The 25,114-nt window shown below is 69.4% G+C and carries 28 protein-coding genes; 12 read left to right on the top strand and 16 right to left on the bottom strand.

The features are described from left to right. Positions 1–83: 83 nt before the first annotated feature. Positions 84–503, bottom strand: a complete 420-nt coding sequence (locus C469_RS08175) for an HIT family protein (protein WP_008005538.1) — start codon at positions 501–503, stop codon at positions 84–86. Positions 504–583: 80 nt separating this feature from the next. Further along, positions 584–1,516, bottom strand: a complete 933-nt coding sequence (gene rnz, locus C469_RS08170; RefSeq protein WP_008005536.1) for a ribonuclease Z — start codon at positions 1,514–1,516, stop codon at positions 584–586. Between the two features lie 94 nt (positions 1,517–1,610). On the opposite strand from rnz, the gene C469_RS17385 reads away from it, so the two are divergent. The 3 genes from C469_RS17385 to C469_RS08155 all read left to right on the top strand — a co-directional run bounded on the left by C469_RS17385 (position 1,611) and on the right by C469_RS08155 (position 4,542). Further along, positions 1,611–2,078: an SHOCT domain-containing protein gene (locus C469_RS17385; protein ID WP_008005534.1), complete on the top strand. Its 468-nt coding sequence runs from the start codon at positions 1,611–1,613 to the stop codon at positions 2,076–2,078. A gap of 65 nt (positions 2,079–2,143) precedes the next feature. After that, positions 2,144–2,446 (top strand): DUF7538 family protein, encoded by a 303-nt coding sequence (locus C469_RS08160; RefSeq protein WP_008005533.1) that lies wholly within the window; start codon positions 2,144–2,146, stop codon positions 2,444–2,446. A 149-nt stretch (positions 2,447–2,595) separates the two neighbouring features. After that, positions 2,596–4,542: an ABC transporter ATP-binding protein gene (locus C469_RS08155; protein ID WP_008005530.1), complete on the top strand. Its 1,947-nt coding sequence runs from the start codon at positions 2,596–2,598 to the stop codon at positions 4,540–4,542. Positions 4,543–4,560: 18 nt separating this feature from the next. Here C469_RS08155 and C469_RS08150 read toward each other — a convergent pair whose 3' ends face one another. Next, positions 4,561–4,917: a DUF5789 family protein gene (locus tag C469_RS08150; RefSeq protein ID WP_008005528.1), complete on the bottom strand. Its 357-nt coding sequence runs from the start codon at positions 4,915–4,917 to the stop codon at positions 4,561–4,563. 117 nt (positions 4,918–5,034) lie between these two features. Between C469_RS08150 and C469_RS08145 the strand changes: the two genes are divergently transcribed. Continuing rightward, positions 5,035–5,793, top strand: a complete 759-nt coding sequence (locus tag C469_RS08145) for a creatininase family protein (RefSeq protein ID WP_008005526.1) — start codon at positions 5,035–5,037, stop codon at positions 5,791–5,793. Positions 5,794–5,809: 16 nt separating this feature from the next. Here the strand turns inward: C469_RS08145 and C469_RS08140 are convergent, their stop codons facing one another. The 3 genes from C469_RS08140 to C469_RS08135 form a co-directional block, all read right to left on the bottom strand. Next, positions 5,810–6,247 carry a DUF5790 family protein gene (locus C469_RS08140; protein WP_008005524.1) on the bottom strand — a complete coding sequence of 146 codons (438 nt, stop codon included), beginning with the start codon at positions 6,245–6,247 and terminating at the stop codon, positions 5,810–5,812. A gap of 161 nt (positions 6,248–6,408) precedes the next feature. Further along, complete coding sequence (locus tag C469_RS17035) at positions 6,409–6,570, bottom strand: hypothetical protein (protein WP_160163064.1); 162 nt, start codon at positions 6,568–6,570, stop codon at positions 6,409–6,411. 127 nt (positions 6,571–6,697) lie between these two features. Further along, positions 6,698–7,504 (bottom strand): aldo/keto reductase, encoded by an 807-nt coding sequence (locus C469_RS08135; RefSeq protein WP_008005522.1) that lies wholly within the window; start codon positions 7,502–7,504, stop codon positions 6,698–6,700. A 237-nt stretch (positions 7,505–7,741) separates the two neighbouring features. Between C469_RS08135 and C469_RS08130 the strand changes: the two genes are divergently transcribed. Then, complete coding sequence (locus C469_RS08130) at positions 7,742–9,442, top strand: methyl-accepting chemotaxis protein (protein WP_008005521.1); 1,701 nt, start codon at positions 7,742–7,744, stop codon at positions 9,440–9,442. A gap of 1 nt (position 9,443) precedes the next feature. Then, positions 9,444–10,214 (top strand): bacteriorhodopsin, encoded by a 771-nt coding sequence (locus C469_RS08125; RefSeq protein WP_008005519.1) that lies wholly within the window; start codon positions 9,444–9,446, stop codon positions 10,212–10,214. 32 nt (positions 10,215–10,246) lie between these two features. On the opposite strand, the gene ahbB is transcribed toward C469_RS08125, so the two are convergent. Then, entirely contained in the window at positions 10,247–11,305 is a 1,059-nt protein-coding gene (gene ahbB, locus C469_RS08120; protein ID WP_008005516.1) for a siroheme decarboxylase subunit beta, read from the bottom strand. A gap of 140 nt (positions 11,306–11,445) precedes the next feature. Further along, positions 11,446–11,604, bottom strand: a complete 159-nt coding sequence (locus C469_RS17195; RefSeq protein WP_169330832.1) for a DUF7317 family protein — start codon at positions 11,602–11,604, stop codon at positions 11,446–11,448. A gap of 346 nt (positions 11,605–11,950) precedes the next feature. Between C469_RS17195 and C469_RS08115 the strand changes: the two genes are divergently transcribed. Together C469_RS08115 and C469_RS17190 are read left to right on the top strand one after the other, a co-directional pair. Beyond that, entirely contained in the window at positions 11,951–13,057 is a 1,107-nt protein-coding gene (locus C469_RS08115) for an anthranilate phosphoribosyltransferase (protein ID WP_008005509.1), read from the top strand. Between the two features lie 203 nt (positions 13,058–13,260). Further along, on the top strand, positions 13,261–13,410 hold the full coding sequence (locus C469_RS17190; protein ID WP_008005507.1) for a DUF7563 family protein: 150 nt from the start codon (positions 13,261–13,263) through the stop codon (positions 13,408–13,410). Positions 13,411–13,469: 59 nt separating this feature from the next. Here the strand turns inward: C469_RS17190 and C469_RS08110 are convergent, their stop codons facing one another. From C469_RS08110 to C469_RS08100, 3 genes are all read right to left on the bottom strand, one after another. After that, positions 13,470–14,303, bottom strand: a complete 834-nt coding sequence (locus C469_RS08110; RefSeq protein ID WP_008005504.1) for an NAD+ synthase — start codon at positions 14,301–14,303, stop codon at positions 13,470–13,472. A 69-nt stretch (positions 14,304–14,372) separates the two neighbouring features. Next, the gene (locus tag C469_RS08105; protein ID WP_008005501.1) at positions 14,373–14,981 is read right to left on the bottom strand and encodes an NUDIX hydrolase; all 609 of its coding nucleotides are present in this window, start codon (positions 14,979–14,981) and stop codon (positions 14,373–14,375) included. Continuing rightward, positions 14,978–15,361: a hypothetical protein gene (locus C469_RS08100; RefSeq protein ID WP_008005499.1), complete on the bottom strand. Its 384-nt coding sequence runs from the start codon at positions 15,359–15,361 to the stop codon at positions 14,978–14,980. The genes C469_RS08105 and C469_RS08100 overlap by 4 nt, the downstream gene beginning before the upstream one ends. A 118-nt stretch (positions 15,362–15,479) precedes the next feature. On the opposite strand from C469_RS08100, the gene C469_RS08095 reads away from it, so the two are divergent. The 3 genes from C469_RS08095 (at position 15,480) to C469_RS08085 (ending at position 18,378) form a co-directional block, all read left to right on the top strand. Continuing rightward, positions 15,480–16,436, top strand: coding sequence for a DUF5787 family protein (locus tag C469_RS08095; RefSeq protein WP_008005497.1), 957 nt, complete (start codon positions 15,480–15,482; stop codon positions 16,434–16,436). 57 nt (positions 16,437–16,493) lie between these two features. Continuing rightward, positions 16,494–16,898: a CBS domain-containing protein gene (locus C469_RS08090; RefSeq protein ID WP_008005495.1), complete on the top strand. Its 405-nt coding sequence runs from the start codon at positions 16,494–16,496 to the stop codon at positions 16,896–16,898. Positions 16,899–17,001: 103 nt separating this feature from the next. Beyond that, positions 17,002–18,378, top strand: a complete 1,377-nt coding sequence (locus C469_RS08085) for an NtaA/DmoA family FMN-dependent monooxygenase (protein WP_008005494.1) — start codon at positions 17,002–17,004, stop codon at positions 18,376–18,378. A 332-nt stretch (positions 18,379–18,710) separates the two neighbouring features. Here C469_RS08085 and C469_RS08080 read toward each other — a convergent pair whose 3' ends face one another. Next, a complete protein-coding gene (locus C469_RS08080) occupies positions 18,711–19,184 on the bottom strand; it encodes a deoxyuridine 5'-triphosphate nucleotidohydrolase (protein ID WP_008005493.1) in 474 nt (157 codons plus the stop codon). Positions 19,185–19,449: 265 nt separating this feature from the next. Here C469_RS08080 and C469_RS08075 point away from each other — a divergent pair, with 265 nt between their 5' ends. Then, positions 19,450–21,435 carry an aconitate hydratase gene (locus C469_RS08075; RefSeq protein WP_008005490.1) on the top strand — a complete coding sequence of 662 codons (1,986 nt, stop codon included), beginning with the start codon at positions 19,450–19,452 and terminating at the stop codon, positions 21,433–21,435. A 48-nt stretch (positions 21,436–21,483) separates the two neighbouring features. Here C469_RS08075 and C469_RS08070 read toward each other — a convergent pair whose 3' ends face one another. The 4 genes from C469_RS08070 to C469_RS08055 all read right to left on the bottom strand — a co-directional run bounded on the left by C469_RS08070 (position 21,484) and on the right by C469_RS08055 (position 25,106). Then, on the bottom strand, positions 21,484–22,791 hold the full coding sequence (locus tag C469_RS08070; RefSeq protein ID WP_049911158.1) for a dicarboxylate/amino acid:cation symporter: 1,308 nt from the start codon (positions 22,789–22,791) through the stop codon (positions 21,484–21,486). Between the two features lie 185 nt (positions 22,792–22,976). Continuing rightward, the gene (locus C469_RS08065; RefSeq protein WP_008005486.1) at positions 22,977–23,630 is read right to left on the bottom strand and encodes a 30S ribosomal protein S7; all 654 of its coding nucleotides are present in this window, start codon (positions 23,628–23,630) and stop codon (positions 22,977–22,979) included. Next, a complete protein-coding gene (locus C469_RS08060; protein ID WP_004048726.1) occupies positions 23,627–24,055 on the bottom strand; it encodes a 30S ribosomal protein S12 in 429 nt (142 codons plus the stop codon). The genes C469_RS08065 and C469_RS08060 overlap by 4 nt, the downstream gene beginning before the upstream one ends. 226 nt (positions 24,056–24,281) lie before the next feature. Then, the gene (locus C469_RS08055; RefSeq protein WP_008005484.1) at positions 24,282–25,106 is read right to left on the bottom strand and encodes a DUF7537 family lipoprotein; all 825 of its coding nucleotides are present in this window, start codon (positions 25,104–25,106) and stop codon (positions 24,282–24,284) included. Positions 25,107–25,114 lie beyond the last annotated feature (8 nt).

Here is a 25,114-nt window from a genome sequence, read left to right as displayed (position 1 = left end):
TTAACCCTGTCGCACGCCGGTCGCCGGTCGGCCGCCCGGTACGGGGGAGATGCGCCGAGCGCGACCGCTCACTCGGCGACCGCTCACCCGGAGATCGCTTCGGCGACCGCGTCCAGTTCGTCGTCGGACAGGTCCGGTCGCTCACCGCCGACCGCGTGGAGGGGCGCGCCGCCGTCGTCCTCGAACCGCGGGATGACGTGCACGTGGACGTGCGGGACCTCCTGTCCCGCCGCCTCGCCGTCGTTGATCCCGACGTTCGCGCCGTCGGCGCCGACGGTCGACTCGATGCGCGGGGTGAGCTCGGTCACGACCGCGAACAGCTCGCTCGCGAGGTCGTCGTCGAGGTCGCCGACGTGCTGCGCGTGCGATTTGGGGATCACGAGCGTGTGACCGCGCGCGAGCGGGTTGGCGTCGAGGAACGCCAGCACGCTGTCGGTCTCGTGGACGGTTCGGGCCGGGATGTCGCCGTCGACGATCGAACAGAAGACGCAGTCTGCGGACATACGCGAGCAGTCGGCGGCGCGACCCATCAAGGTTTCCCGGAGCGCGACGGGGATGTCGGCCGCGGGGCGCGGTGACCCTCCTACTCGTCGGCGTCGGGGAACGGTACCTCGATCAGGTCGCCGTCGTCGGGGAGGATGCACTCGCCGTCGAACGCCTCCCGCGCCTCCCGGAGGATCGGGGACGCGTCCGCGGCGTACCGCGAGGAGATATGTACCAGCGCGAGCCGCTTCGCGTTCGCGCGCTCGGCGACCGACCCGGCCTCTCTGCCGGTCGAGTGGGCCGTGTCGCGGGCGCGGTCTTCCATGTCATCGGCGAAGGTGGCGTCGTGGACGAGCAGGTCGGCGTCCGCCGCCGCCGCGACGGTCCCCTCTCGCGGGCGGGTGTCGGCGGTGTAGACGAACTTCCTCCCCGGCCGCGGCGGCCCGACGACCTGCCCCGGATCGACGACCGAGCCGTCGTCGGCCTCGACCGACTCGCCCGCGTGGAGCCGCCCGAACTTCGGGCCGACGGGGACGCCCAGCGCCTCGGCCTTCGGGCGGTCGAACCGCCCGGGGCGGTCGTCCTCGTCGAGGACGTACCCCTGGGATTTCGTCCGGTGCGTCGTCTCGAACGCGCGGACCTCGTAGCCGTCGGCGTCGAGCGCGACCTCGCCGGGCGAGACTTCGTCGATCCGGATCCGGAACGCCGGGTCGTGGCCGACCGCGTGCACGAGGTCGCGGAGGTCGTCCGCGGTCCCCGGCGGGCAGTGGATCGTCAGTGGCTCTTCCCGGTCGTTGAACCCGAGCGTCTGGACCAGCCCCGGAATTCCGAGGACGTGGTCGCCGTGGAGGTGCGAGACGAAGACGTGAGTGATCCCGAACCCGGTGCCGTGTCGCATCATGCCGCGCTGGGTCCCCTCGCCGCAGTCGAAGAGGAGGCGGTCGCCCTCGCGGTTGACGAACAGTGCGCTCGGCGCGCGCTCGGTGGTCGGGACGGCGCCGCCCGTCCCGAGGAAGGTGACGCGAAGGGACATGCCCGCTCATCGGAGCGGCATTTGTAAACCGGTATCGATGACGGCGGAACGGACGCACGCCGGGTTTTATCAGATCGGTCCGCAACGAAGGCGTATGGTTCGACTGCCCGAGGGCGTCCGCCGAGACCCGGAAGACGCGGTGTTCGGCGTCTGTTTCGCGGCGTCGATCGTGTTCGGCGCACTCGGTTGGTGGAACGTCGCGGGTGCCGCCTTCGCGCTCGGCATCGCGGGCGCGATAGTGATCGACGTGCTCTGGCCCGACGGCGTCGAGGCGGACGCCGACGCGGACGGGACCACGGGATCGGCCGATGACGACGCCGACGAGTCGGTGACCGACGCGCTCGACACCCTCCGGGACCGGTACGCACGCGGAGAGCTCGACGACGAGGAGTTCGAAGCGAAACTGGAGGTGCTCTTGGAGACCGAGGTCCCCGAGGACGCGCGCCGACGGATCGAACGGGGCCGCGGGGACGAGCTGTCGAACACGGACCTTCTCGGCGACGATTTCGACGACCTCGACGACGAACTCAGCGGCGAAACGACGGAGCGGAGTCGCGAGTAACGATCCTCTCGGGTGCCACGGTTCGACGGCGACACCGACATGTGTCCGCCGCCCCGACTACGACCGTGCACGACTCGATCGCCGCGCTGGTCGAACGGGAGGGGTGGCGCGCCGAGGGCGACGCGGCGCGCGTCCACTACGACGGCGGGGGCGACCGCTTCGCCGTGGAGTTCTACGCCACCGCCGAGCGCGTCCTCTACTGGACGGTTCCCGCCTCTGGATCGGACGGAGCCGCCGAATCGGACGCGGGTGCCGCGACGGCCGCTCCGGTTCCCCGCGACCGGATCCCGGACCCCCTCCGGCGGCGCATCCGCGAGGACCTCGACGCCGCCGGCGTGGACCCCGACGTGGAGCGTCGCGAACTCTGATCGCGCGCCAGATTCCGGCGTCGTCTCCGCTCTCCTCACCTCCTCCGTGCTCTCGATCACGCGCGTTGACGCTCTTTACCGGAGATTTCCGCCGATGCATTTCGGTTCGAAGGAAACCTATTTGCCGCGCGATACGATAGGAGACGGTAATGAGTAGCGCCGACTGGGAGGAAGACGACCCCTTCGAGGAACAGCGGGACAAGATCGAGAACCCGATGAAACGGCTGTTCCTCGCGTACGGTCGCGACTACCTCCCGCAGGTGACGGTCGGCATCTTCGCCAGCGTCTTCGCGCGGCTCCTCGACCTCCTCCCGCCGCTGATGCTCGGAATCGCTATCGACGCCGTGTTCTACGAGGACGCGCTGTTCAGCGAGCAGATCCCGCTCGTGGTCCTCCCTGACGCGTGGCTCCCCACGGGCCAGACCGAGCAGTTCTGGTTCACCATCGCCGTCATCGGGGCCGCGTTCGGTATCGGGGCCGGCTTCCACTGGATCCGCAACTGGGGCTTCAACGCCTTCGCGCAGAACATCCAACATGACGTGCGGACCGACACCTACGACAAGATGCAGCGGCTCAACATGGAGTTCTTCTCGGATAAGCAGACCGGGGAGATGATGTCCATCCTCTCGAACGACGTGAACCGGCTTGAGCGATTCTTAAACGACGGCATGAACTCCCTGTTTCGGTTGTCCGTGATGGTCGTCGGGATCGGCGTGCTCCTCTTTTGGATCAACTGGCAGCTCGCGCTGGTCGCGCTCCTCCCGGTCCCGGTCATCGGCGGGTTCACCTACCTGTTCATCAAGATCATCCAGCCGAAGTACGCCGAGGTGCGCTCGTCGGTCGGGAAGATGAACTCCCGGCTCGAGAACAACCTCGGCGGCATCCAGGTGATCAAGTCGTCGAACACCGAGCCGTACGAGTCCGACCGCGTCGACGACGTGTCGATGGACTACTTCGACGCCAACTGGGACGCGATCCGCACTCGGATCAAGTTCTTCCCCGGGCTCCGCGTGCTCGCCGGCATCGGCTTCGTGCTCACGTTCATCGTCGGCGGGCTGTGGGTGTTCCAGGACACCCCGCCGGGGCCGTTCACCGGCGAGCTCTCGGTCGGGATGTTCGTCGTCTTCATCCTCTACACCCAGCGGTTCATCTGGCCGATGGCGCAGTTCGGACAGATAATCAACATGTACCAGCGCGCCCGCGCCTCCTCCGCCCGGATATTCGGGCTGATGGACGAGCCCTCGCGGCTCGCCGAGGACCCGAACGCCGAGGACTTGACCGTCGGCGACGGCGACGTGGTCTACGACGACGTGAGCTTCGGGTACGACGAGGAGACCATCGTCTCCGACATCGACTTCGAGGTCGAGGGCGGCGAGACCCTGGCCCTGGTAGGGCCGACCGGCGCCGGGAAGTCGACGGTGCTCAAGCTGCTGCTCCGGATGTACGACGTGGACGAGGGCGCCATCCGGATCGACGGGCAGGACGTGCGCGACGTGACGCTCAAATCGCTCCGCCGCTCGATCGGCTACGTCGGCCAGTCGTCGTACCTGTTCTACGGGACCGTCCGCGAGAACATCACCTACGGCACCTTCGAGGCGACCGACGAGGAGGTCCGCGAGGCCGCGCGGGCCGCCGAGGCGCACGAGTTCATCGAGAACCTCCCCGACGGCTACGACACCATGGTCGGCGAGCGCGGCGTGAAGCTCTCGGGCGGTCAGCGCCAGCGCGTCACCATCGCGCGAGCGGTGCTGAAAGACCCCGACATCCTCATCCTCGACGAGGCGACCTCGGACGTGGACACCGAGACGGAGATGCTGATCCAGCGCTCGCTCGACCGGCTCACGGCCGACCGCACCACGTTCGCGATCGCGCACCGCCTCTCGACGATCAAGGACGCCGACACCATCCTCGTGTTAGAGGGCGGCGAGGTCGTCGAGCGCGGCACCCACGACGAGCTGTTGGACAACGGCGGGCTGTACGCGCACCTCTGGGGCGTGCAGGCCGGCGAGATAGACGAGCTGCCGCAGGAGTTCATCGATCGCGCACAGGAGCGCACCGCGCAGCTGGTCGAGGACGCCGAGAGCGACGACGACTGAGGCGCCGAGGGCGGCGGGCTACTCGGACAACCGGCTCCAGTCGCCGGCCCGGTCGATCTCCGGCGCGTCGTCGTCACCCTCACCGCCGTCATAACCCGTCGCCGGCTCGCCGTGATACCCGATCACTGCCTCGTCGTCGAGCCCGGCGAGGATCGCGTCCCGGACCTCCCACGGCTCGGCGAACGTCGTCGCCTCGCACCGCTGGAGCGCCGACTCCAGCCGCCGATCGCCGGCCGCGGTCTCCAGCTCGAACCCGCCGTACTGCTCGATCAGCTCGCCCACCGACACCGGATACCGGTGCTCGCGTAGCGCCCGTTTCAACGGCCCGAACGTGACCCCGTACGCCCGCGCTTGGTCCCTGTTGTCGCTGCTCATGACTGGTCTCTCACCGCCCGTCGGATTAATACTCCCGCCTGGCCCGCGTCGTTCGCCCCGTCTCCCGGCCCGACCGCGGACCGTCGCCTATACGGCGCGTCCCACCGACGACCCGGTATGCGACTCGCGGACGCAACCTGGACCGACGTGCGCGACGCCGACGTCGACGTCGCGTTCGTGCCCGTCGGCAGCACCGAACAGCACGGCCCCCACGCCCCGCTCGGGACCGACACCCTCGACGCGGTCGCGGTCGCGGAGGCGGGCGCGGCGGCCTACGAGGCGGCGGGCGAACGGTCCGCCGCCGCCGCGGGCGAAGTCGCCGTCGCTCCGCCGATCCCCGTCGGCGTCGCCGAGGAGCACCGCGCGTTCGACGGGACGATGTGGGTCTCGCCGGAGGCGTTCCGGGCGTACGTCCGCGAGGCGGCCGAGTCGCTGCCGCACCACGGGATCGACCGGGTGGTGTTCGTCAACGGGCACGGCGGCAACGTGGAGGCGCTCGCCGAGGTCGCCCGCCGGTTCTCGCGCGACGAAGCCCACGACGGCTACGCGGTCGCGTTCACCTGGTTCGAGGCGGTCGGCGAGCACACTGGTGACATGGGCCACGCCGGCCCGCTGGAGACGGCGCTGCTGCGCGCGACGAACCCCCGTCTCGTGCGTGAGGACCGGATCGAGGCGGCCCGCGAGGGCGCCGCCGACCGGTGGGGCGAGTGGGTCTCGGGCGTGAACCTCGCGCACGACTCGGACGAGTTCACCGACAACGGCGTGGTGGGCGACCCGAGCGCGGGCGACGCCGACCGCGGCGAGGTCCTGCTCGACCTCGCGAGCGACGCGCTCGCCGAGCTGGCGACGGCGGTCGTCGACCGAGCGTCGATTTAAAAGGGACCGGACGCGGCTACTCCTCGTCTTCCTCGCTCTCGCCGTCTCCCCCGTCCTCGCCCGCCTCAGCCGCGTCCTGCAGCGCGCCGCGGATCGCGGGGACGGTGCCGGTGAGCGAGCCGACCTCCTCGGCGGCGCCCTCGATATCGCCGACGAGCGACTCCAGCTCCTCGATCTCCGCTTTTAAATCGTCGGCGTCCTCGAAGGCGTCGGCGCGCTCGCCGAGCACGTACGCCTTCTTCGCCGAGCGGACGCTGTCGACCGCGTCGCCGACGTCGAGCGCCGACTTCAGCGCGTTGAGCGCGCCGAGCACGTTGTCCGCGTCCGTCTCCCACACGTCGTCCGGGTCGGGAAGCTCCGCGCGCGCGGCCTGCAGGTGCTCTCGGACCTCGGCACGGGTCTCCTCGGCGGCCTCGCCGAACAGGTCGTCGTCGTCGAACGTGGACTGGGCCATACCCGACTCGTCGTGCCGACGCCTTTTAAAAACGCGCCCGAAAGCGAAAGTGAAACCCGAGGCGACGCGGCGTCTGCGGTCCGGTTCGGTGCGGCCGGCCGTTCAGTTCCGCTCCGGACGAGACGCGGTGGACGGGACCCCGGAGCCGGGACCGGGGTCGATCACAACCGGACGACGAGTTCCAACGCGAACAGCCCGACCAGCAGGCCGAGCACGCCGGCCAAAAGCGCCAGCGTCCGGAGCCACCGTCCCACCCGGTCGGCGCTCGGCGTCGCGACCAGCAGCGCGGGCCGTCCGGGGCGCTTGGGTTCGGTGTCGGTCACGTTCACGGGATCGGTCGCGATTCACGTAAAACCGACTATGAGTGGCGTATAGCCGGTGATACGGGTCTATTCGGATATATAGCACTCCGGGATCGGTGCCGGGTCACTCTCGGCTCCGCGGAGGGGATCACACCCGATTCCACGGCGCCTCCTCGAAGTCGACGACTCGCTCGCCGCGGTCGAGCGCGTCGATCCGAGCGATCTCGCCGGCGGTCAGGTCGATCTCGCGGGCGGTCCAGTTGGCCTCGACGTGACCGAAGTCGGCCGCCTTCGGGATCGGGGCGACGCGCTCCTTCGAGAGCAGCCACGCGAGGCTCACCCGCGCCGGGCTGGCGTCGTGGGCCGCGCCGATCTCTTTTAACACGTCCACGTCGGCGACGCGGTTGCGCGCGATCGGCGAGTAGGCGACGAGCCAGTGGTCGTGTTCGGCCGCGCGCTCGCGCAGCTCCTCCTGCTGGAGGAGCGGATGGCACTCCACCTGATGGGCGAACACGTCGTTCGCGAGGCGGTCGATCGCCTCGTCGAGCTGGTCGGGCCGGAAGTTCGAGAGCCCGATCCGGTCGACGACCCCCTCGTCGACGAGGTCGTCGAGCGCGGGCAGCGTCTCCTCCGGGTCGTAGGTGTCGATCGGCCAGTGGACGTACAGCAGGTCGATCGAGTCGACGCCGAGCCGGTCGCGGCTCACCCGCGCCGTCGCGGTCGCGTCGTCGTACGAGAGGTTGTCCGTCGAGAGCTTCGTCGCGACGAACAGGTCGTCGCGGTCGGCGTCGGTGCGGTCGATCCCCGCCGACACCGACGCCTCGTTGTCGTACCCCTGCGCGGTGTCGATATGTCGGTACCCCGTTTCGATCGCGTGCGCGACGCCGGAGACGCACTCCTCGCCGTCGGCCAGCTTGTACGTCCCGTACCCGAGTCTGTCGAAGGCGTTCGCCATGTCTCTCCACGCGGACGGCGACGCCCTCAACGTACTGGTCCCGGTCGGGTCGCCCCGTCGACCGCGACTTCGCGTCCGCGCTCGCGTACCTCCCCGGCGCGTTCCGCCCGGCCGCCGCATTCGGCGACATGCCGGACCCTCCCGCGCTCACCGAGAGGCGGCGGTGAACACCGTTATCACGCCTAATATTCGGGTGGCAGTTATTATGTCAATACGATCCCTGCAAATCAATACACTATGCAAGAGGGATCGTCCTCCGGCATCCGGTCCAGTTACGGCGCGAAGCTCGCGCTGTCGCTGATCGGGGTCATGGGGGTCTCAGTTTCATACGGGGTCATCGTCTACCTCCGCGCGGAGGAGGCCGGGGCCGCGGGCGCAGGGGTGCGCTCCGGGCTCGTCGGGATGACGCTGTTGACGGTGATCGGGCTCGCGCTCATCGGCGTCACCGTCGGATCGAACACGGTAATCTCCCTGCGGCAGCTCACGGCCAAGGCCGAGCGGATGGCCGAGGGGGACCTCGACGTGCGGCTGGAGACGGGACGGACCGACGAGATCGGGCGGCTGTTCCGGGCGTTCGACGCCATGCGCGGCTCGCTCCGGTCCGAGATCGACGACGCCGAGGACGCCCGCGAGGAGGCGGAGCGGGCCCGACGCGAGGCGACGCAGCGCGCCGAGACGGTCGAGCGCAAGGCGACCGAGTACGAGTCGGCGATGCGCGCGCTCGCCGACGGCGACCTGACCCAGCGGGTCGACTCCGACATCGACAACGAGGCGATGGCGCGGGTCGGCGCCGCGTTCAACGAGATGGCCGACGAGCTGGAGGGGACGGTCGCCTCCGTCGCGACCGTCGCCGAGGACACCGCCGACGTGGCCGGGACCGTCGACGACCGCACGGAGAGCCTGCGAGCGACGACCGGGACCGTGAGCGAGGCGGTCGGGGAGATCGCCGAGGGCGCGCGCACCCAGCGCGACGATCTGCGGGCGGCGACCGACGAGGCCGAGAACCTCGCGTCCTCGGCCGAGGAGGTCGCCTCCACCGTCACCGACGTGGCCGAGACCGCCGAGCACGCCGCCGCGGTCGGCGAGGAGGGCCGCGAGGCCGCAGAGGAGGCGCTCGCGGAGATGGACGCGGTCGAGGAGACGACCGCCGAGACGACCGCGGAGGTCGAGGCGCTCGCGGAGGAGGTCGAGGAGATCGGCGAGGTGGTCGACACCATCTCGGAGATCGCCGAGCAGACGAACCTGCTCGCGCTGAACGCCTCGATCGAGGCGGCCCGCTCCGGCGCGGACGGCGCCGGCTTCGCGGTCGTCGCCGAGGAGGTGAAGGCGCTGGCCGAGGAGACGCAGGAGTCGGCCAGCGAGATCGAGGCCCGGATCCACTCCGTCCAGGAGCGCGCGGAGACGGGCGCCGACGCGATGGAGCGAACCGAGAAGCGGATCTCCGCCGGCGTCGACACGGTCGAGACCTCGATCGACGCCCTCGAACGCCTCGCGGAGGCCTCCGAGCGGACCGACACGAGCATGACCGAGATCACCCGAGCGACCGAGACGCAGGCCGACTCCGTCGACGCGGTGGTCGGGCACGTCGAGGACGTCTCCGCGATCAGCGCACAGACCGCGAGCGCGGCCGGCGACGTGACCGGCGCGGTCGACGAACAGGAACAGACCCTCGGCGCGGTCGAGACCGCCGCCGAGTCGCTCTCCGACCGCGCGATCGCGCTACGCGACGCGGTCGAGGACTTCGAGTTCGCGGACGGCAACGGTCTCGGCGCCGGACGCGGCGCCGCGGGCGACGCCGCGATCGGCGGAACCGACCGCGACGGCGCCGCCGCGGTCTCTGACGGTGGCGTCGACGGAGGAGGCGACGACGGCTCCTTCGACTTCCCGCACGAGGGCGGAGACGGTTCCGTCGACGCCGGCGGGGAGGGGGTGAACTGAGATGCTCGCCGACACCGCCGTCTGGGCGTGGATCGGCGTCCTCGCGATGGGCGCCGGCACGGTCCCCCCGCTGTGGGCGTGGCTCTCTCGGTCCTCGGAGACGGGCGAGTCGCACGCGGTCTACTACGCCACGCTCGCCGGGGTCACCGGTATCGCGGCGCTCGCGTACCTCCTGATGGCGCTCGGGTTCGGCAGCGTCTCGCTGTCGACCGGGGAGCTCGATATCGCTCGGTACGTCGACTGGCTCCTGACGACGCCGCTCCTGCTCTTGTACCTCGGGCTGCTCGCCCGTCCGTCCAGGCGCGTGCTCGCCGGGCTGATCGGGGTCGACGTGGTGATCATCGCCGGCGGGATCGCCGCCGCCGCGACGACCGGAACGGTCTCGTGGGTCGCCTTCGGGGTCGCGGGGGTCGCGTACCTCGGGCTCGTCTACGGGCTCCTCGTCTCCCTCCCGCGGTCGGCCTCGGCGGAGGGCGACCGGGTCCGCGCCGTCTTCGGCACGCTCCGGAACATCACGGTGGTGCTGTGGACGCTGTACCCGGTCGTGTGGCTGCTCGCGCCCACCGGGCTCGGGCTGTTGACGCCCGCGACGGAGATGCTCGTGTTCGTCTACCTCGACGTCGTCTCGAAGGTCGGCTTCGTCGTCGTCGCGGTCATGGGCGCGGACGCGCTCGACCGCCTCGGCGCCGGTAGCGGGCTGGGCGGTGAAGACGAGTTCGTCGCCGCGGATCCGACGGCGGAGGACCAGACGACCGTCCTCGGCGACGACTGAGCCGCGCTCCGGTTCCTCTCTCCGATTCTTCCTTATTCCCCGTCCGCGACGAGGTCCTCGTAGCGCGCGCCGGTCTGTTTCAGCGTCGCCGTCGAGTAGAGCCGCTCGTGCGGGAACGGGAGGTGATCGGCCGCCAGCTCGTCGATCTTCGCGTCGACCGCCTCGGCCTCGCGGCCGTGGATCATGGTGAACAGGTTGTACTCCCAGTCCTGTTCGCTCCGGCGCGGCCGGTGGTAACACAGCGTGACGTACGGGAGGCTGCCGACCGCCTCGCCCCGCCGGTCCAACTCGTCGTCGGGCACGTCCCAGACCACCATGCAGTTGTTCGTAAAGCCGGTGACGACGTGGTTGACGACGCAGCCGATCCGCTTGATACAGCCGTCGGCGAGCAGGCGATCGACCGCCGCGAGCACCTCGTCGAGGGGGGCGTCGAGCTCGCTCGCCACGTCGGCGTAGGGTGTCGAAGACAGCGGGAGGCCGTCCTGAATCGCCAGGAGGAGGTCGCCGTCGAGGGACGTGAGATCGCCGCGGGCGTTCTCGGAGATGCGGGTGGCGGAGACGTCGGTCGATTCCAGTGATTCGCGCGCGAATCGGTCGCCGTTGACGACGGGAAACTCCAAGTCGATGTAGTAGTCGGTGAGCATCGGGAGGACCAGCACCTCGCAGCCGGTCCGCTCCTCGATCTCGGCGAGGATCGCGTCGCGCGCCTCCCGCGAACCGGCGGTGACGACGAACCACTGGTTCCACTCGTGGTCGCGCCGGTAGTTGTGGTTCACCTGCCGATAGCCGTTGATGACCTCGGCGACCTCGTCGAACCGGTCCTCGGGGGCGCGCACCGCCGCGAGCGTCGACGAGCCGATGACCGGCGGGTTGAGAACCGCCCCGAACCGCCGGAACACGCCCCGTTCTCGGAGGTCGCGGACGCGGTCGAGGACGGCGTCGGCGTCGACGTCGACGCCCGTCTCCGCCGCGACCTCGCGGGCGACCCGCTCGAACGGGCGCGACTCGACGGGGAAGCCGCTCTGGTAGTCGTCGATGAGGGCCGCGTCGACCGCGTCGAGATCGGTCCGCCAGTCGGCGTCCAGACTCATTACGCCGATTAGGGGCCGCGCCTACCTACGGGTTTCGGAGGGGCTCGGTAGGGTGGAGACGGCTCGGTAGGGCCGAGCACCCGGACCGATCGGTCGTCAGCGGGGACGGACGGTCGGACTTGTCGTCGTTGGCGGAACCGTCAGTCGTCAGCGGGAGACTCACCCGGCGTCGGCGCGAACGCCCGGGCGCTCTCTTCGAGCTGTGCCGTCGAGCAGCCGCCGACCGTGGCGGCCTGTTCGAGCGTCAGTGTGCGGGCGCGATACAGCGTGAGCGCGGTGGCGACGGATTTGGACGTCATCGGGAACAACTGTTCACTAGGTGGACGAACATATAACTCTAACGCCTTTTGAGGCTAGTTACAGAACCTAATGGCGTCAGAATACACTATATCGGGCTTATTAGATCTCGAAAGGCTACGATCGTCTATTTATAATGTGTGATCGAGTACCACGGAGCCGGTGCGAGACGGCCGGTTCGCCCCGGTCGTCGCTCGCGCGCGTCGCCGTCGCGTCGCGCGACAGTCGTCTGATGTCCCGTCCGCGAACTCATCCGCGAACTCGTCTGCGAACCTGTCCCGGTCGCTCCGTTCCCAGCGCTCGGGAGCCGAGCGAGGGACTTTTCGCCCGAGGTCCCGAACGAGGCGTATGGCTCAGGCGACTCAGGAGTTCGGCGACTGGCCCCTCAAACGGCTGATGACCGAGGTCTGCGGCTCCGGTCACAAGTCGGCCGACGACCTCACGCGCGCGCAGGCGACCGAGGCGTTCGAGCGCATCCTCGCGGACGAGCCCGACCCGACGACGCTCGGGGCGTTCTGGCTCGCGAACCGCTGGAAGCGGAACACGCCCGAGGAGCTGGGCGCGTACGTCGACGTGATGTGCGAGCGCGTCGAGTACGCCGAGCCCGACGCCGACCCCGTCGACTGCGGCGCCAACTACGACGGCAAGGGACGCTCCGCGATCCTGGGCGTCGCCGCCGGCGTCGTCGCGGCCGCCGCGGGCACCCCCGTCGTCGTCCACTCCGGCGACCGCGTCCCGACGCAGAAGCAGGACGCCTACAAACACGTCTTGGACGAACTGGGCGTCCACACCGAGCTGACGCCCGGCGACTCCGCCGACATGGTCGACGAGACCGGCTTCGGCTTCTACTACCAGCCCGCGTTCAACCCCGCGATCGACGACCTGTTCGACCGCCGCGACCAGATGGGCGTCCGCACGTTCGTCAACACGATCGAGACGCTGGCGAACCCGTCCGGGGCGTCGGTCCACCTCGGTTCCTTCTACCACCTCGCGTTCGCGAAGAAGGTGGTCGACACGTTCGTCGAAAGCGAGTTCCACGACCTCGACCGCGTCCTCATGTTCCAGGGGATGGAGGGGTACGACGACGTGCGCCCCGGCTACACCAAGGTCGCCGAGTGGGACGCCGCGGGCGGAGAGGAAGCCGAAGGTGGAGACGCCGGCAGCGAGGGCGCCTCCTTCGACGACTTCGAGATCGAGACCGCAGAGTACGGGATGGACCTCGAAGAGGCGGACCTCGCGGTCGACGACGTCGCGGTCGAATCGGCCGAGATCACCGAGGACGTGCTGACCGGCGAGCGCGACGGTCCCTTCGCCGACGCGGTCGCGGTCAACGCCGCGCTCCGGATCTACGCCCGCCGAGACGCCGACTCGATCGAGGACGGCCTCGAGGCGGCCCGCGAGGTCATCGACGACGGCTCCGCACACGACGTTCTCGAAGCGCTCCGCGACTTCTGACCGCAGTCGACGCGTCCGCTCGTCGATTTTCGGTCCCCGTCGGTCTCTCCTCTCGCTCTCTTTCGGGATCGCCGCTCACCCGGCGTTCGTCGCTCTCTGCTCCCGATTTGGGTCGAATTTGGGAAAGAATTCGGAAAGGCGTCTTGAGGCCGTAGCACCAAGTGAATACGTACCGAACATGATCCACGATACCGCTCCCCACTATGCCGACGTGTGAGCACTGCGAGGCGCACGTCTCCGAACGATTCGCCCGGGTGTTCTCCGACGCCCGCGGCCGGATACACGCGTGTCCGAACTGCTCGGCGAACGCCGGGATCGCCGAAGTCGCGAAAGAACGGGCACAGAACGCCTGAAACCACCGATCGACTTTTCCGGTTCACGCCGTCTCCCCCGTTTCCCGCGCAACCGACGCCTAGCGTTCGGGGGCGGGCGGCATCGAGCGCTTGTGAGCGCTGCGCTCGGAGAGCTCGACCACGCGGTCGACGGCCTCCTCGGGCACGTCGAGCTCCCGTACCGTCGCCGCCCGCGAGAGCCCGCCGTCGACGTGGACCGCCAGGATCGCGTCGACGGTGTCGTAGTCGAGCCCCATCTCCTCGGCGTCGGTCTGGCCCTCCCACATGCCGGCCGTCGGCTCCTGCATCACCAGATCGCGGGGGACGCCGACGTGGGCGGCCAGCTGGCGCACCTGCTGTTTGTACAGGTTCCCGATGGGGTTGCAGTCGACCGCCTGGTCGCCGTACTTCGTGAAGTAGCCCGTCATCGCCTCCGCGCGGTTCCCGGTCCCCAGCACGACCCGGTTCTCGGCGTTGGCGACGAAGTAGTTCACCACCGCGCGGGTCCGGACGTAGACGTTGCCCGTCGCCATGCGGTCGTCGGCGGCCTCGGGGACCGCGTCGAAGACGGACTCCGCGATCGGCTGGATCTCGACCACGTCGTACTCGATCCCGAGGTCGTGAGCGACGCGTTCGGCGTCGCTCATCACGTCCGGATCGTTCACCTCGGCGGGCATGGTGATCCCGTGGAGGCCGTCCTCGCCGAGCGCCTCGACGGCGAGGTGGGCGGTCAGCGTCGAGTCGATCCCGCCGGAGAGGCCGAGAACGGCGCCCTCTGCGCCCGCGTCGTCGACGAGATCCGCGATGAAGGAGACGATGCGACCGCGGGCGTTCTCCAGCTCCGCGTCCGAGAGGCGGAGGTCGAGCGGGGGGTCGTCCGACAGCAACACCGACTGGTCCGAGGTCCGGCTCATGGGCTGAGTCTGGGACCGAGACGACTAATACCTCCCCGTCGGCGCGGGGAACTGGACGCGCGTCGAGTTCTACAGGAGCCCCTCGTGTTCGGCCAACAGCAACCCCTCCAGCGTCGCGTCGTTCGTCGGCGGCTCCCGGGCGACTTCCAGCGCCTCGTCGACCGGGACCGTCCGCGGGACGAGGAACTCGTTGCTGTCGTGGTCGACGTCGACCGGGTCCAACCCCTCGGCGAACACGTAGCCGCGCTTGTGCCGGAGCACTCCGGTCGAACACCACACCTCTTGGAGCAGCGCGGTCGAGGACGGCGCGAAGCCGGTCTCCTCGGCGAGTTCGCGCGCGCCAGCGGCGGTGTACGACTCGCCGGGCTCGACGATCCCCGCGGGGAGCTCCAACTGGGTGTTCCGCACGGTCGGGCGGTACTGCTCGACGAACAGCACCCGGTCGTCGGCGACCGCGATCACGACCGTCGCGGGCGACAGCTCCGCCCAGTAGTACTTCTTCTCCGTTCCGTCGGGCTGCTCGACGCGGTCGTACCCGCCGACGAACCACCCCGGGTCGTACTCGACGGCGACCTCCCGGACCGGCCACTCCGGCTCGCCGGGCAGCGAGTGGGTCCGCCCGTCGTCGAAGGCCGGTAGGTCGGCGAGGTCGCCGCAGTCGCGGAGGTCGTCGCTCACGGCTGTACCACCTCCACGTGGTAGACCCGCCCGTCGCGGCGGACGCGGACCCCGTCGTCGGTCGCCGCCTCCGGTACCTGTTGAGTGAGCGCGTCGACCTCGTCGAACGGGGTGTGGGTGAACCACTCCTTCACGCCGTACGGACCGGTCTGATACCCCTCGGAGCGCCCGTCGTCGCTCGCGATCGCGCCCGTGAGGTACGGGTACCGCCGGTCGGAAACGTTGTTCACGTCGGCCGCAGTCTCGTTCGTCTCGATCGGTTCGGCGGTGAGGTAGTAGGGGTCGCCGCTCCCGAGGTAACTCGGGAGCGCCCCCAGCGCGAGCAGGGCGACGGCGATCAGGGCGATGGCGACGAGGAGGTTCCGGGTGACCCGGCGCATGGTCGCCGTTGGCGCCGGCGGGGAATACCGGTTTCGACCGCGGAGGGGTCCGCCCTCCGGTCGTCCCCTCCCCCGCCGGCGCCGACGCGCTTTACCCGTCCGCGCCCCTTCCGCTCCCATGGAGTTCCGGTTCGAGCTGGCGCTGTGCGCCGCGCTCGAATCCCCGACCCGCGTCGTCGCCCGTCAGCTCGGGGCCGGGATCGAGAACCCCGGCGGCCGGATCGTCGACGTCTGCGTGCTGACGCCCGGCCCGAACTTCGACCGGCGCGCGGCGATCACGCCCGACCGGATCCCGGACCCCGCGATCGAGGCGGCGGTCGGGCCCGGGGAAGCGGTCCCCCTCACGCGGGCGTTCGACCTCCCGCCGGACCGCGCCGAGGCGGCCGCCGAGCGCGCGGCCGAGATCGGCTACCTCGAGCGCGAGCGCCGCGACGGGCGGCCGGTCGTGCGCGCGACCGCCCGCTACCCCGACGACTGGGTCGGCTCGCTGACCGCGATCGAGAACAAGCCCGACCTCGGGACGCCCGGCGATCTGGCGGCCCAACTCCGATACGACGCCGCGCTCGGGCTGTTCGACGAGGTCGTGCTCGCGACCGCCTCCTACGTCACCCGCGCGCACCTCAACCGGATCCCCGAGGCGATCGGCGTCTGGCGGTTCGACCCCGAGACGGGGGAACGCGAAGTCGTCCGAGAGCCGACCCCGCTCGACCCCGCCGCGCCCGGCGTCGAGATCCGCGAGGAGCGCGCGCTCCGGACCGACGTGACGCTCGTCGATCCCGCTGCGAAGGCGCGGAAACGGCGCCGGATCGCCGAGCGCGCCTACGGGAAGGGATGGCGCCCGGACCCGCCGGCCTGCGCCCGCGCGACGACGACCGCCGACGGGCGCCCGTACTGCGAGCGGTTCGACCGGGTGGTCGATCCCGGCCGCGACTGCGGCGCGCCCTGTGACGAGTACGTGCCGGCGGATCCCCCGGCGACCGACCGGGACCGCCTCCGCGACGAGCGGACCGCGTGGGTCGCGGCCCCCGACGGCGACGGCCCGCGCCGCCAGTCCGGGCTCTCGCGGTTCCTGTGAGCGCCGTCGCCGTTCCGCGTGGCAACGCTTTATACGCCGACGGACGGACCCCTACGTATGGACGACATCGAAGACGTGTTCGTCGCACGGCTGATGACGAGCGAGATTCACACGGTGACGCCGGACACGCTGGTCGAGGACGCGGCGGCCGTGCTGCTCGACAACGACATCAGCTCGGCGCTCGTCGTCGACGACGGCGCCTTAGTCGGTATCCTCACCACGACCGACTTCGTCGACATCGTCGCGAAGAGCCAGCCGAAGGCCGAGACGACCGTCGAGCGGTACATGACTCGGGACCCGATCACGGCCGGCGCGCAGGACTCCGTCTCGGCGGTGGCCGCGACGATGGTCGAACACGGGTTCCACCACGTCCCCGTCGTCGACGGCGACGAACCGATCGGGATCATCACCACCTCCGACTTCGCCGCGTACGTCTCCTCGCCGGAGGCGCCGTCGCCGTAGCCCGGATCCCCCTCTCTCGCCGCTCTCGGCCGACGCGTCTCCGACGCCGACAAGTGCCGCCCCTTTCTGTGGGGTATTACCCGCCGATCGCGTACTGCGGTCCATGTCAGACCACCTGTCTCTCAACCTCTTCACCATGGCGTCGGTCGAGCACGTCTCGCCCGGGTCGTGGACCTACCCCGGCGACCGGTCGCCGGAGTACGCCGACCGCGGCTACTGGACCGAGGTGGCGCGCACCGCCGAGCGCGGCGGCTTCGACGCGGTCTTTTTCGCCGACGTGCGCGGGATCTACGACGTGTACGGCGACGCCCGCGAGACGGCCGTCGAGAAGGCTGTCCAGACGCCCGCGAGCGACCCGCAACTCGTCGTCCCCGCGATGGCGGAGGTGACCGACGACCTCGGCTTCGCGATCACGCGCTCGACCACCTACACCCATCCCTATCAGCTCGCGCGGGAGTTCTCCACGCTCGATCACCTCACCGACGGCCGGGTCGCGATCAACGTCGTCACCTCCTACCTCCAGTCGGCCGCCGAGAACCTCGGACTGTCGGAGCGGATGGACAAGCGGACGCGCTACGACCGGGCCGACGAGTTCCTCGACGTCTGTTACAAGCTCTGGGAGGAGTCGTGGGACGACGACGCCGTCGAGGTCGACCGCGAGGCGGGCCGGTACACGGACCCGGAGAAGGTCTCGGCGATCGACCACGAGGGCGAGCACTTCTCGGTGCCCGGCCCCCACGGCTGCGAGCCCTCGCCGCAGCGCACGCCCGTGATCTACCAGGCGGGCTCGTCGGACCGCGGGCGGGAGTTCGCGGCCGCGAACGCCGAGGCGGTCTTCGCCAGCCAGCCGACCGAGGAGGGCGTCCGCGAGTACGTGTCGGACGTGAAATCGCGCGCGGCCGAGCACGGGCGCGACCCCGGGAGCCTCAAGTTCTTCATCGGGGTCGTGCCCGTCGTCGGCGAGACGGAGGCGGCCGCCGAGGCGAAGTACGAGGCGTACACCGACCACGTCGACGTGGAGGCGACGCTCGCGCTCCTGTCGGGGTTCCTCGACATGGACCTGTCGGAGCTCGACCCCGACCAGAAGGTCGAACACATCGAGACCGACGCGATACAGGGGACGATGAACGCGTTCACGAAGGCCCAGCCGGACCGCGAGTGGACCGTCCGCGAGGTCGCCGAGTTCTGCGGGCTCGGCACCACCTCACCGACGATCGTCGGAACCCCGGAGCAGGTCGCCGACGAGCTGGAGCACTGGCACGAGTCGGTCGGCGTCCACGGCTTCAACGTGAAGGAGGTCGTCCGCCCCGACTCGCTGACCGACTTCGTCGATCTCGTCGTCCCCGAACTCCGCGAGCGCGGACTCGTCCCCGACCCGGACGACGCGGGAGCGTCGCCGCGCGGCGACGGGACCCTCCGCGAACGGCTTCTCGGTCCGGGCCAGTCGCGGCTCCGCGACGACCACCCGGCGAAGCAGTGACCGGACCCCGTCCGACCCGGTGTTGTGAAGATCTCGCCGGTTCCTAATACGACAGCTCTGCCGCCCCCGGCACGTTTAAGTGGATTCCACCGGTTATTTCAGGTGACGCTTCGCTTGGAGGGCCGAAGCGTCAGCGGGGACCTACTGAACGGCACGCCCGTGCCACTTTTTCCGGCACGGGCGTGCCGTTCGTTCCTTTACCACCCGAGAGCGACCGGTATGCGCCGGCGACTCTCAGCGTCCAGTTCGCGCCGGCGACTCTCAGCGTCCGATACGCGGTCTCGCGTCACCGCCAGCGGCAGCGATCGCCGCGAGCGCCGTCGCCGATCGACCTACAGCCGCTCCCCCTGATACTCCCCGTCGTAGGTCCCGTCGTGGTCGGCGGTCGCGAGCACGAGCTGGGCGATCCGCGCCCCCGGCTCGATTTCGATCGCGTGACCCACGTCGAGGCGCCCCTCGCCGACGCCCTCGTAGCCCGCGTCCCAGACCGCGGTGTCGAGGGTACAGGAGTTGCGCAGCAGCGTCGACCGCGGGAGCACGAACCCGATCCGCTCGTCGGGGATCCGCACCGGCTCGCCGTACCGGACCACGTACGTGCCCGGGTCCAGCCGGTACGCCCCGTCCTCCGGCTCCAGCTCTTCGCGCTCGCCGACCCGCTTCCCGTCGCGGCGGATCGCGCCCGGTTCCGTCTGCTCGAACACCGCGCCGACGGTGAGGTCGACACCGTTCGGCTGTCGCTGTGCCTCGCTGAGGTCGGCGCCGCCCGCGTCGAGCGCCGCCGCGACCGTCGCTCCCGAGTCGAACATGCTCGACCGGACCCGCGGGCGAGACTAAACGGTGTCGCCCGCGACCGCGACGCCGATCGCCCCGATCGCGGTCTCGCTCAAACCACTGATTTCGGGAGGTATGGGCCTTTATTGGCCTTATACACTCGTTACGCCTATTTCTCTCATGGGTAGTGATACCACGCCGATCATTCAGTAATAAATGCCGCTTCTCCCGATCTAACACGGTCGATCTTGCAAAAAACTCGCGGGTTTTATATCCACGGGAGAGCCATCTTTGCGTGATATGGGACAGACGATTACTGAGAAAATCCTCGATGACCATCTCGTCGAGGGCGAGCTGACGCCCGGCGAGGAGATCGGTATCGAGATCGACCAAGTGCTGACGCAGGACACCACGGGGACGATGGTGTGGCTCCAGTTCGAGGCGCTCGATCTGGACGAGGTCCAGACGGAGCTGGCCGCGCAGTACTGCGACCACCAGACGTACCAGTTCGACTTCAAGAACACCGACGACCACCGCTTCCTCCGCTCCGCGGCCGGCACGTACGGCGCGTACTTCTCCCGGCCCGGCAACGGCATCTGCCACCAGGTCCACAAGGAGAACTTCGCGGCGCCCGGCAAGACGCTGCTCGGCTCCGACTCGCACACGCCGACGCCCGGCGGACTCGGCCAGCTCGCGATCGGCGCGGGCGGGCTCGACATCGCCGTCGCGATGGGCGGCGGCCCCTACTACGTCGAGATGCCGGAAGTCGTCAACGTCCACCTGGAGGGCGAGCTCCCCGAGTGGGCGACCGCCAAGGACGTGGCGCTCCACCTGCTCGGCGAGCTGACCGTCAAGGGCGGCGTCGGCAAGATCTTCGAGTACACCGGCCCCGGCGCCGAGAAGCTCACGATCCCCGAGCGGACCACGATCACGAACCTCGGCACCGAGCTCGGCGCCACCTCCTCGATCTTCGCGACCGACGAGAAGACGAAGGACTGGCTCGCGCGCCAGGACCGCGAGGAGGAGTACGTCGACCTTCAGCCCGACGACGACGCGGAGTACGCGGAGACCATCGAAGTCGACCTCGGCGAGCTCGAGCCGCTCGTGGCCGCGCCGTCGATGCCCGACAACGTCGCCCCCGTCAGCGAGTACGAGGGCACCGACGTCGAGCAGGTCATCGTCGGTTCCTGTACGAACGGCGCCTACGAGGACATCCTCCCCAGCGCGAAGATGCTGGAGGGCCGCGAGGTCTCCAAGGGCACCGAGATGATCGTCGCGCCCGGCTCCAAGCAGGCCTCCGAGATGCTGGCCCGCGAGGGCTGGACCGCGGAGATGATGGCGGCCGGCGTCAACTTCTCCGAGGCGACGTGCGGCGCGTGTATCGGCATCGGTCACGTGCCCGCCTCCGACTCCGTCTCGCTGCGCACCTTCAACCGCAACTTCGAGGGTCGCTCCGGCATCGAAGACGACTCCGTCTTCCTCTGCTCGCCCGAGGTCGCCACCGCGGCGGCCATCACCGGAAAGATCGTCGACCCGCGCGACCTCGCCGACGACCTCGGCGACCTCGAGGCGCCCGGCCTCGAGATGGGGACGAAGTACGGCCCCGGCATGGGTGAGTCCGACTCCGACATCATCTCGCCCGACGAGGCGATCGACGACGGCCTCGTCAAGGGCCCGAACATCGGCGACGTGCCGCTCAAAGACGGGATCGACGTGGACGGCGGCGAGGCCCTCCTCAAGATGGAGGACAACATCACCACCGACCACATCATCCCGGCGACCGCGGATATCCTGAAGTTCCGCTCGAACATCGAGAAGCTCTCCGAGTTCACGCTCTCGCGCGTCGACGACACCTTCGCGCAGCGCTCGCTCGACGCCGACGGCGGCGTCCTCGTTGCCGGCGAGAACTACGGCCAGGGCTCCTCGCGTGAGCACGCCGCTCTCTGCCCGATGTACCTCGGCATCGAGGCGGTCTTCGCGCAGAGCTTCGCCCGCATCCACAAGGCGAACCTGTTCAATTTCGGTATCGTCCCGCTCGCGATCGACGCGGAGACGTACGAGAAGATCGACCAGGGCGACGACCTCCAGATCGTCGACGACGTGCCCGCGGGCGTCGCCTCCGGGCAGGAGGAGTTCACCGTGAGCGTCAACGGCGAGTGGGAGTTCACCGCCGACCTCGACGCCTCCGAGCGCGAGCGCGACATCCTCGCGGCCGGCGGCAAGCTCTCGTGGGTCAAACAGCAGCACGCCGACGACGGCTCCGGCGCGGCGCCGGCCGACGACTGAGGCGACTGCCGACGCCGACCGCTCGGTCGGTCCGATTTTCTCCCTTTTTCAATCGTCCCCAGCGGCGACGCCGGGCTCGCCGCTCTCGCCGACCCACGCGCCCTGCGTGAAGTCGACGGCGTCGTTCCACTTCGCGACGATCGTGGTGACCGCCAGGTCGCCGCTGATGTTTGTCATCGTCCGCATGCGGTCCAAGATCGGGTCGACGCCCGCGACGAACCCGACGACCTCGAGCGGGAGTCCGAGCTGGGTTAACACGAGCGTCAGCATGATGAGCCCGGTCCCCGGGACGCCCGCCGCGCCGACGCTCGCCAGCACGGCGACGAGGACGACCGTCAGCTGCTCTGCGAGAGACAGCTGGACGCCGACGAGGTTCGCGGCGAAGACGGCCGCGACGCCCTGATACAGGGCGGTACCGTCCATGTTGATGGTCGCGCCGAGCGGCAGCGAGAAGCTGTAGACGCCCTCGTCGATGTGGAAGTTGTTGTCCGCGTTGGCCATCGTCACCGGGAGCGTGCCGCTCGACGAGCGGATCGACAGCGCGGTGATCAGCGCGTCGCGTCCGCCGACGAGGAAGGCCACCGGCGACTGTCCGGCGAGCAGCCGGACGATGATTCCGAGGTGAACGACCGCGATGTGCGCGACGACGGCGATCGCCAGCGCGGCGATCAGCAGGGCGAACGGCACGATCGCGTCGACGCCGGCCTCGCCGAACACCGCCGCCATCAGCGCGAACACCCCGATCACGCCGTACTCCATGACGCCCCAGACGACCTTGAACATCGCCTCGGCGCCGGCCTCCGCGAGGTCGTAGAAGGACTTGACGCCGTCGCGGATGTCGGACGAGTCGGTGGACTGCTCGACGAGCGCCAGCGCGAGCCCGAACACGATGACGAAGAAGATGGTCGGGAGGATGTCCCCGGACGCCATCGCGCCGATCGGGTTTGATGGGACGATTCCCAAGATCACCTCGACGATATCGGGCGCCTCGGCGGTCTGCGCTTCCGCGTCACCCAGTTCGAGGTTCACTCCCGGATCGATGAGATTCGCAACCAGCAGTCCGAAGCCGACCGCCGCGGCCGAGGTGAGGGCGTACAGCGCGACAACCTGCCCGCCGATCTTCCCGAGGTTGCTCGGTGAGAGCCGCCGGGCCCCCATCAACAGCGTGAACACGACGATCGGCACGATGAGCATGCTCAGGAGGTTCACGAACAGGTCGCCGAGCGGCTGGAGCGCCGTCGCCGGCTGCCCAACGACGAGCCCGAACACCGAGCCGAGCACGAACGCCACTCCGATGCGATACACGATCGGCACCGCCCGATACCGTCGCCAGGACCGCATGACAGTGTTTGCCATACAGCGAACGTGTCTCTGGAGGACCTACAAATAAATATCGCCGTCTCTGTACGTCTGCCGCGAACGCTGACGCGGATGGACGGGAGTCGGCGATTTTGTTGGTCGGGCCCGGACGGGGTCGCGACTCGGAGGCGTGGAAAGAGAGAAATCCGATCGGCGTCGGTCGGCCGGCTGACGTCGTCGCGTCAGCGGGCCGCGGCGGCGACGCGCTCGCGCTCCTCCTTCTGTGAGATGGAGTAGGAGCGCTCAGCGTCGTAGTCCGCGGCCGTGACGAGCTCGTTTGCGAGCGCCTCGGCGGCGGAGGTCGTCGACTTGTACGTCGCGCTGGCGACGCCGTCGGAGATGAACAGCAGCGCCTGGTCGACGCGGCGCTGGGGCGCCACGTCGACCGCCTTCGGGACGGAGATGCCGCCGTACTTCAGGCGGACGGTCTCCTCGCGGGGCGCGGCGTTCTCGACGGCCGTCACGAGGATCTGGACCGGATTCTCCTCGGTCCGCTCGTGAATGATGTCGAAGGCGTCGCGGACGATCCGCGTCGCCTGCTGCTTCTTGCCCGTGTTCTCGTCGGTCTGCATCAGGCGGTTGATCAGCCGCTCGACTAAGGAGATCTCGGACTTCTTGAACTGCTTAGACGCGTGACGGCCCATGGTGTGCGCGATCGGCGTCACGGTCATGTACCGCTTCGTCGAGGGGTCCTCGTAGGCGATCTCGGTGACGTCCCACACGCCGAACAGCTTGGCGTTCTCGTTGGCGGCCTCGCTGGACGCGGGCGCGTCCGGCTCCGGCTCGTCGGCGGCGACGTCCTCGTCGGACGGCGCCTCGGTCTCCTCTCCGCTCATCTGACGGGCTTCTCCGCGTTTCCGCGAACCAGTTCGATCATGGAGACGCCGTTGACCTTCTCGACCTTGTAGTTGACGCCGGAGAGGTCGCCCATCGCGCGACCCTTCGCCCCGCCGATCCCGGCGATCGTGACCTCGTCGTGCTCGTCGATGAACGAGATGGCGCCGTCACCGGGACAGAACGCGGTGACCTGCTTCCCGTTCTTGATGAGCTGGACGCGGACGCACTTTCGAATCGCCGAGTTCGGCTGCTTTGCCTCGATCCCGACCTTCTCCAGCACGATCCCGCGAGCCTGCGGGGCGCCCTCGAGGGGGTCGGACTTCTTCTTGAGCCCGCGCTCTCGCCGAGCGTACTCGGAGTCGGACCAGCGGCGCTTCTGCCGGTCCTGTTTGAGCTTACGGGCCGCGTATTTGCCGTTCGCCATCGTACATCCACTTCCGAACGGAGCTACTTAAGCGTCGTCTTTCGACACGGAGAAACGCCCTCAGATCGCTCGAACGGTACCTCTCGTCCGTTCTGAGAGTGTTTTGCGGACCGACGAAACGAAAACGACGGACGCTCGCTCCCGTTGAGCCGGTAAGCCGACGAGAGCGCCCGTCGTTTCTGTACGTGGGGGGAACCCGTGACGCACCCGGAAACGCGCCCGAGAGTCAGGCGCTCGTCTCCTCGCGCGCCGCTTCGACCCAGTCCGGCTCCGACACCGTCGCGCCCGGATCGCGGTAGTCGATGTCGACGTCGACGGTCGCCTCTCGGCCGTCGTGTTCGCCCGCCCACGACTGCTCGAGGCGCGGCACCACGCCGGACTCGTACACGTGGACCGTCGCCGACGCCGTCTCGACCGTCTCCGGGACGCTCCGGTCGCCCTCGAACGCGTCGGCGGTGAACCGCGCGGTCGGTTCGCCGCGAACCTCGCCCTCGCCGTCGCTCGTCGGGTTCCACAGGTTCAGCCCCTCGTACTCCGCCTCGCCGCTCGTCGTCTCCCCCTCGACGCGGATACCCGTCACGACCTCCGCGCGCATCGCCTCTTCGAGGTAGTCGGCCGGCCGGTCCACCGGCTGACGGCCGTACTGCGTCTCGTCGCCGATCCGCTGACGGACCAGCGCCTCGCCGTCGGCGACGTACAGCTCCGCCACGTCGGTCGATTCGGCCTCCGTCAGCTCCTGTCGCACGTACTGGCGTCCGTTTTCGAGGTCGTACACGGACTCGTACTCCTGGGAGGGGAGCCACGGCGTCGGCTCCGCGTCCCCGTCGTGAGTCGTCTCCGCCGTCGAGAACAGCGTGACGCCCCCGGCGTCGACGAGCGACTCGACGTGGCTCTCGGAGAGGGCCGCCACGTCGAGCCCGTCCTCGTCTCGCCACTCCGCGTCGGGGAACGGTCGGTCCGGCCCGTCGTCGCCGCCGTCCCCGTCGAGACAGCCCGCGATTCCGACGGCGACCCCGGTCCCGACCCCAGTGAGGAAGCGTCTGCGGTCCATGCGGCGAC

The organism is Halorubrum lipolyticum DSM 21995 (assembly GCF_000337375.1).
Lineage (GTDB): Archaea > Halobacteriota > Halobacteria > Halobacteriales > Haloferacaceae > Halorubrum > Halorubrum lipolyticum.
Note: the sequence above shows the minus strand (reverse complement) of the source record. Positions and strands in the feature narration are given on the sequence as shown.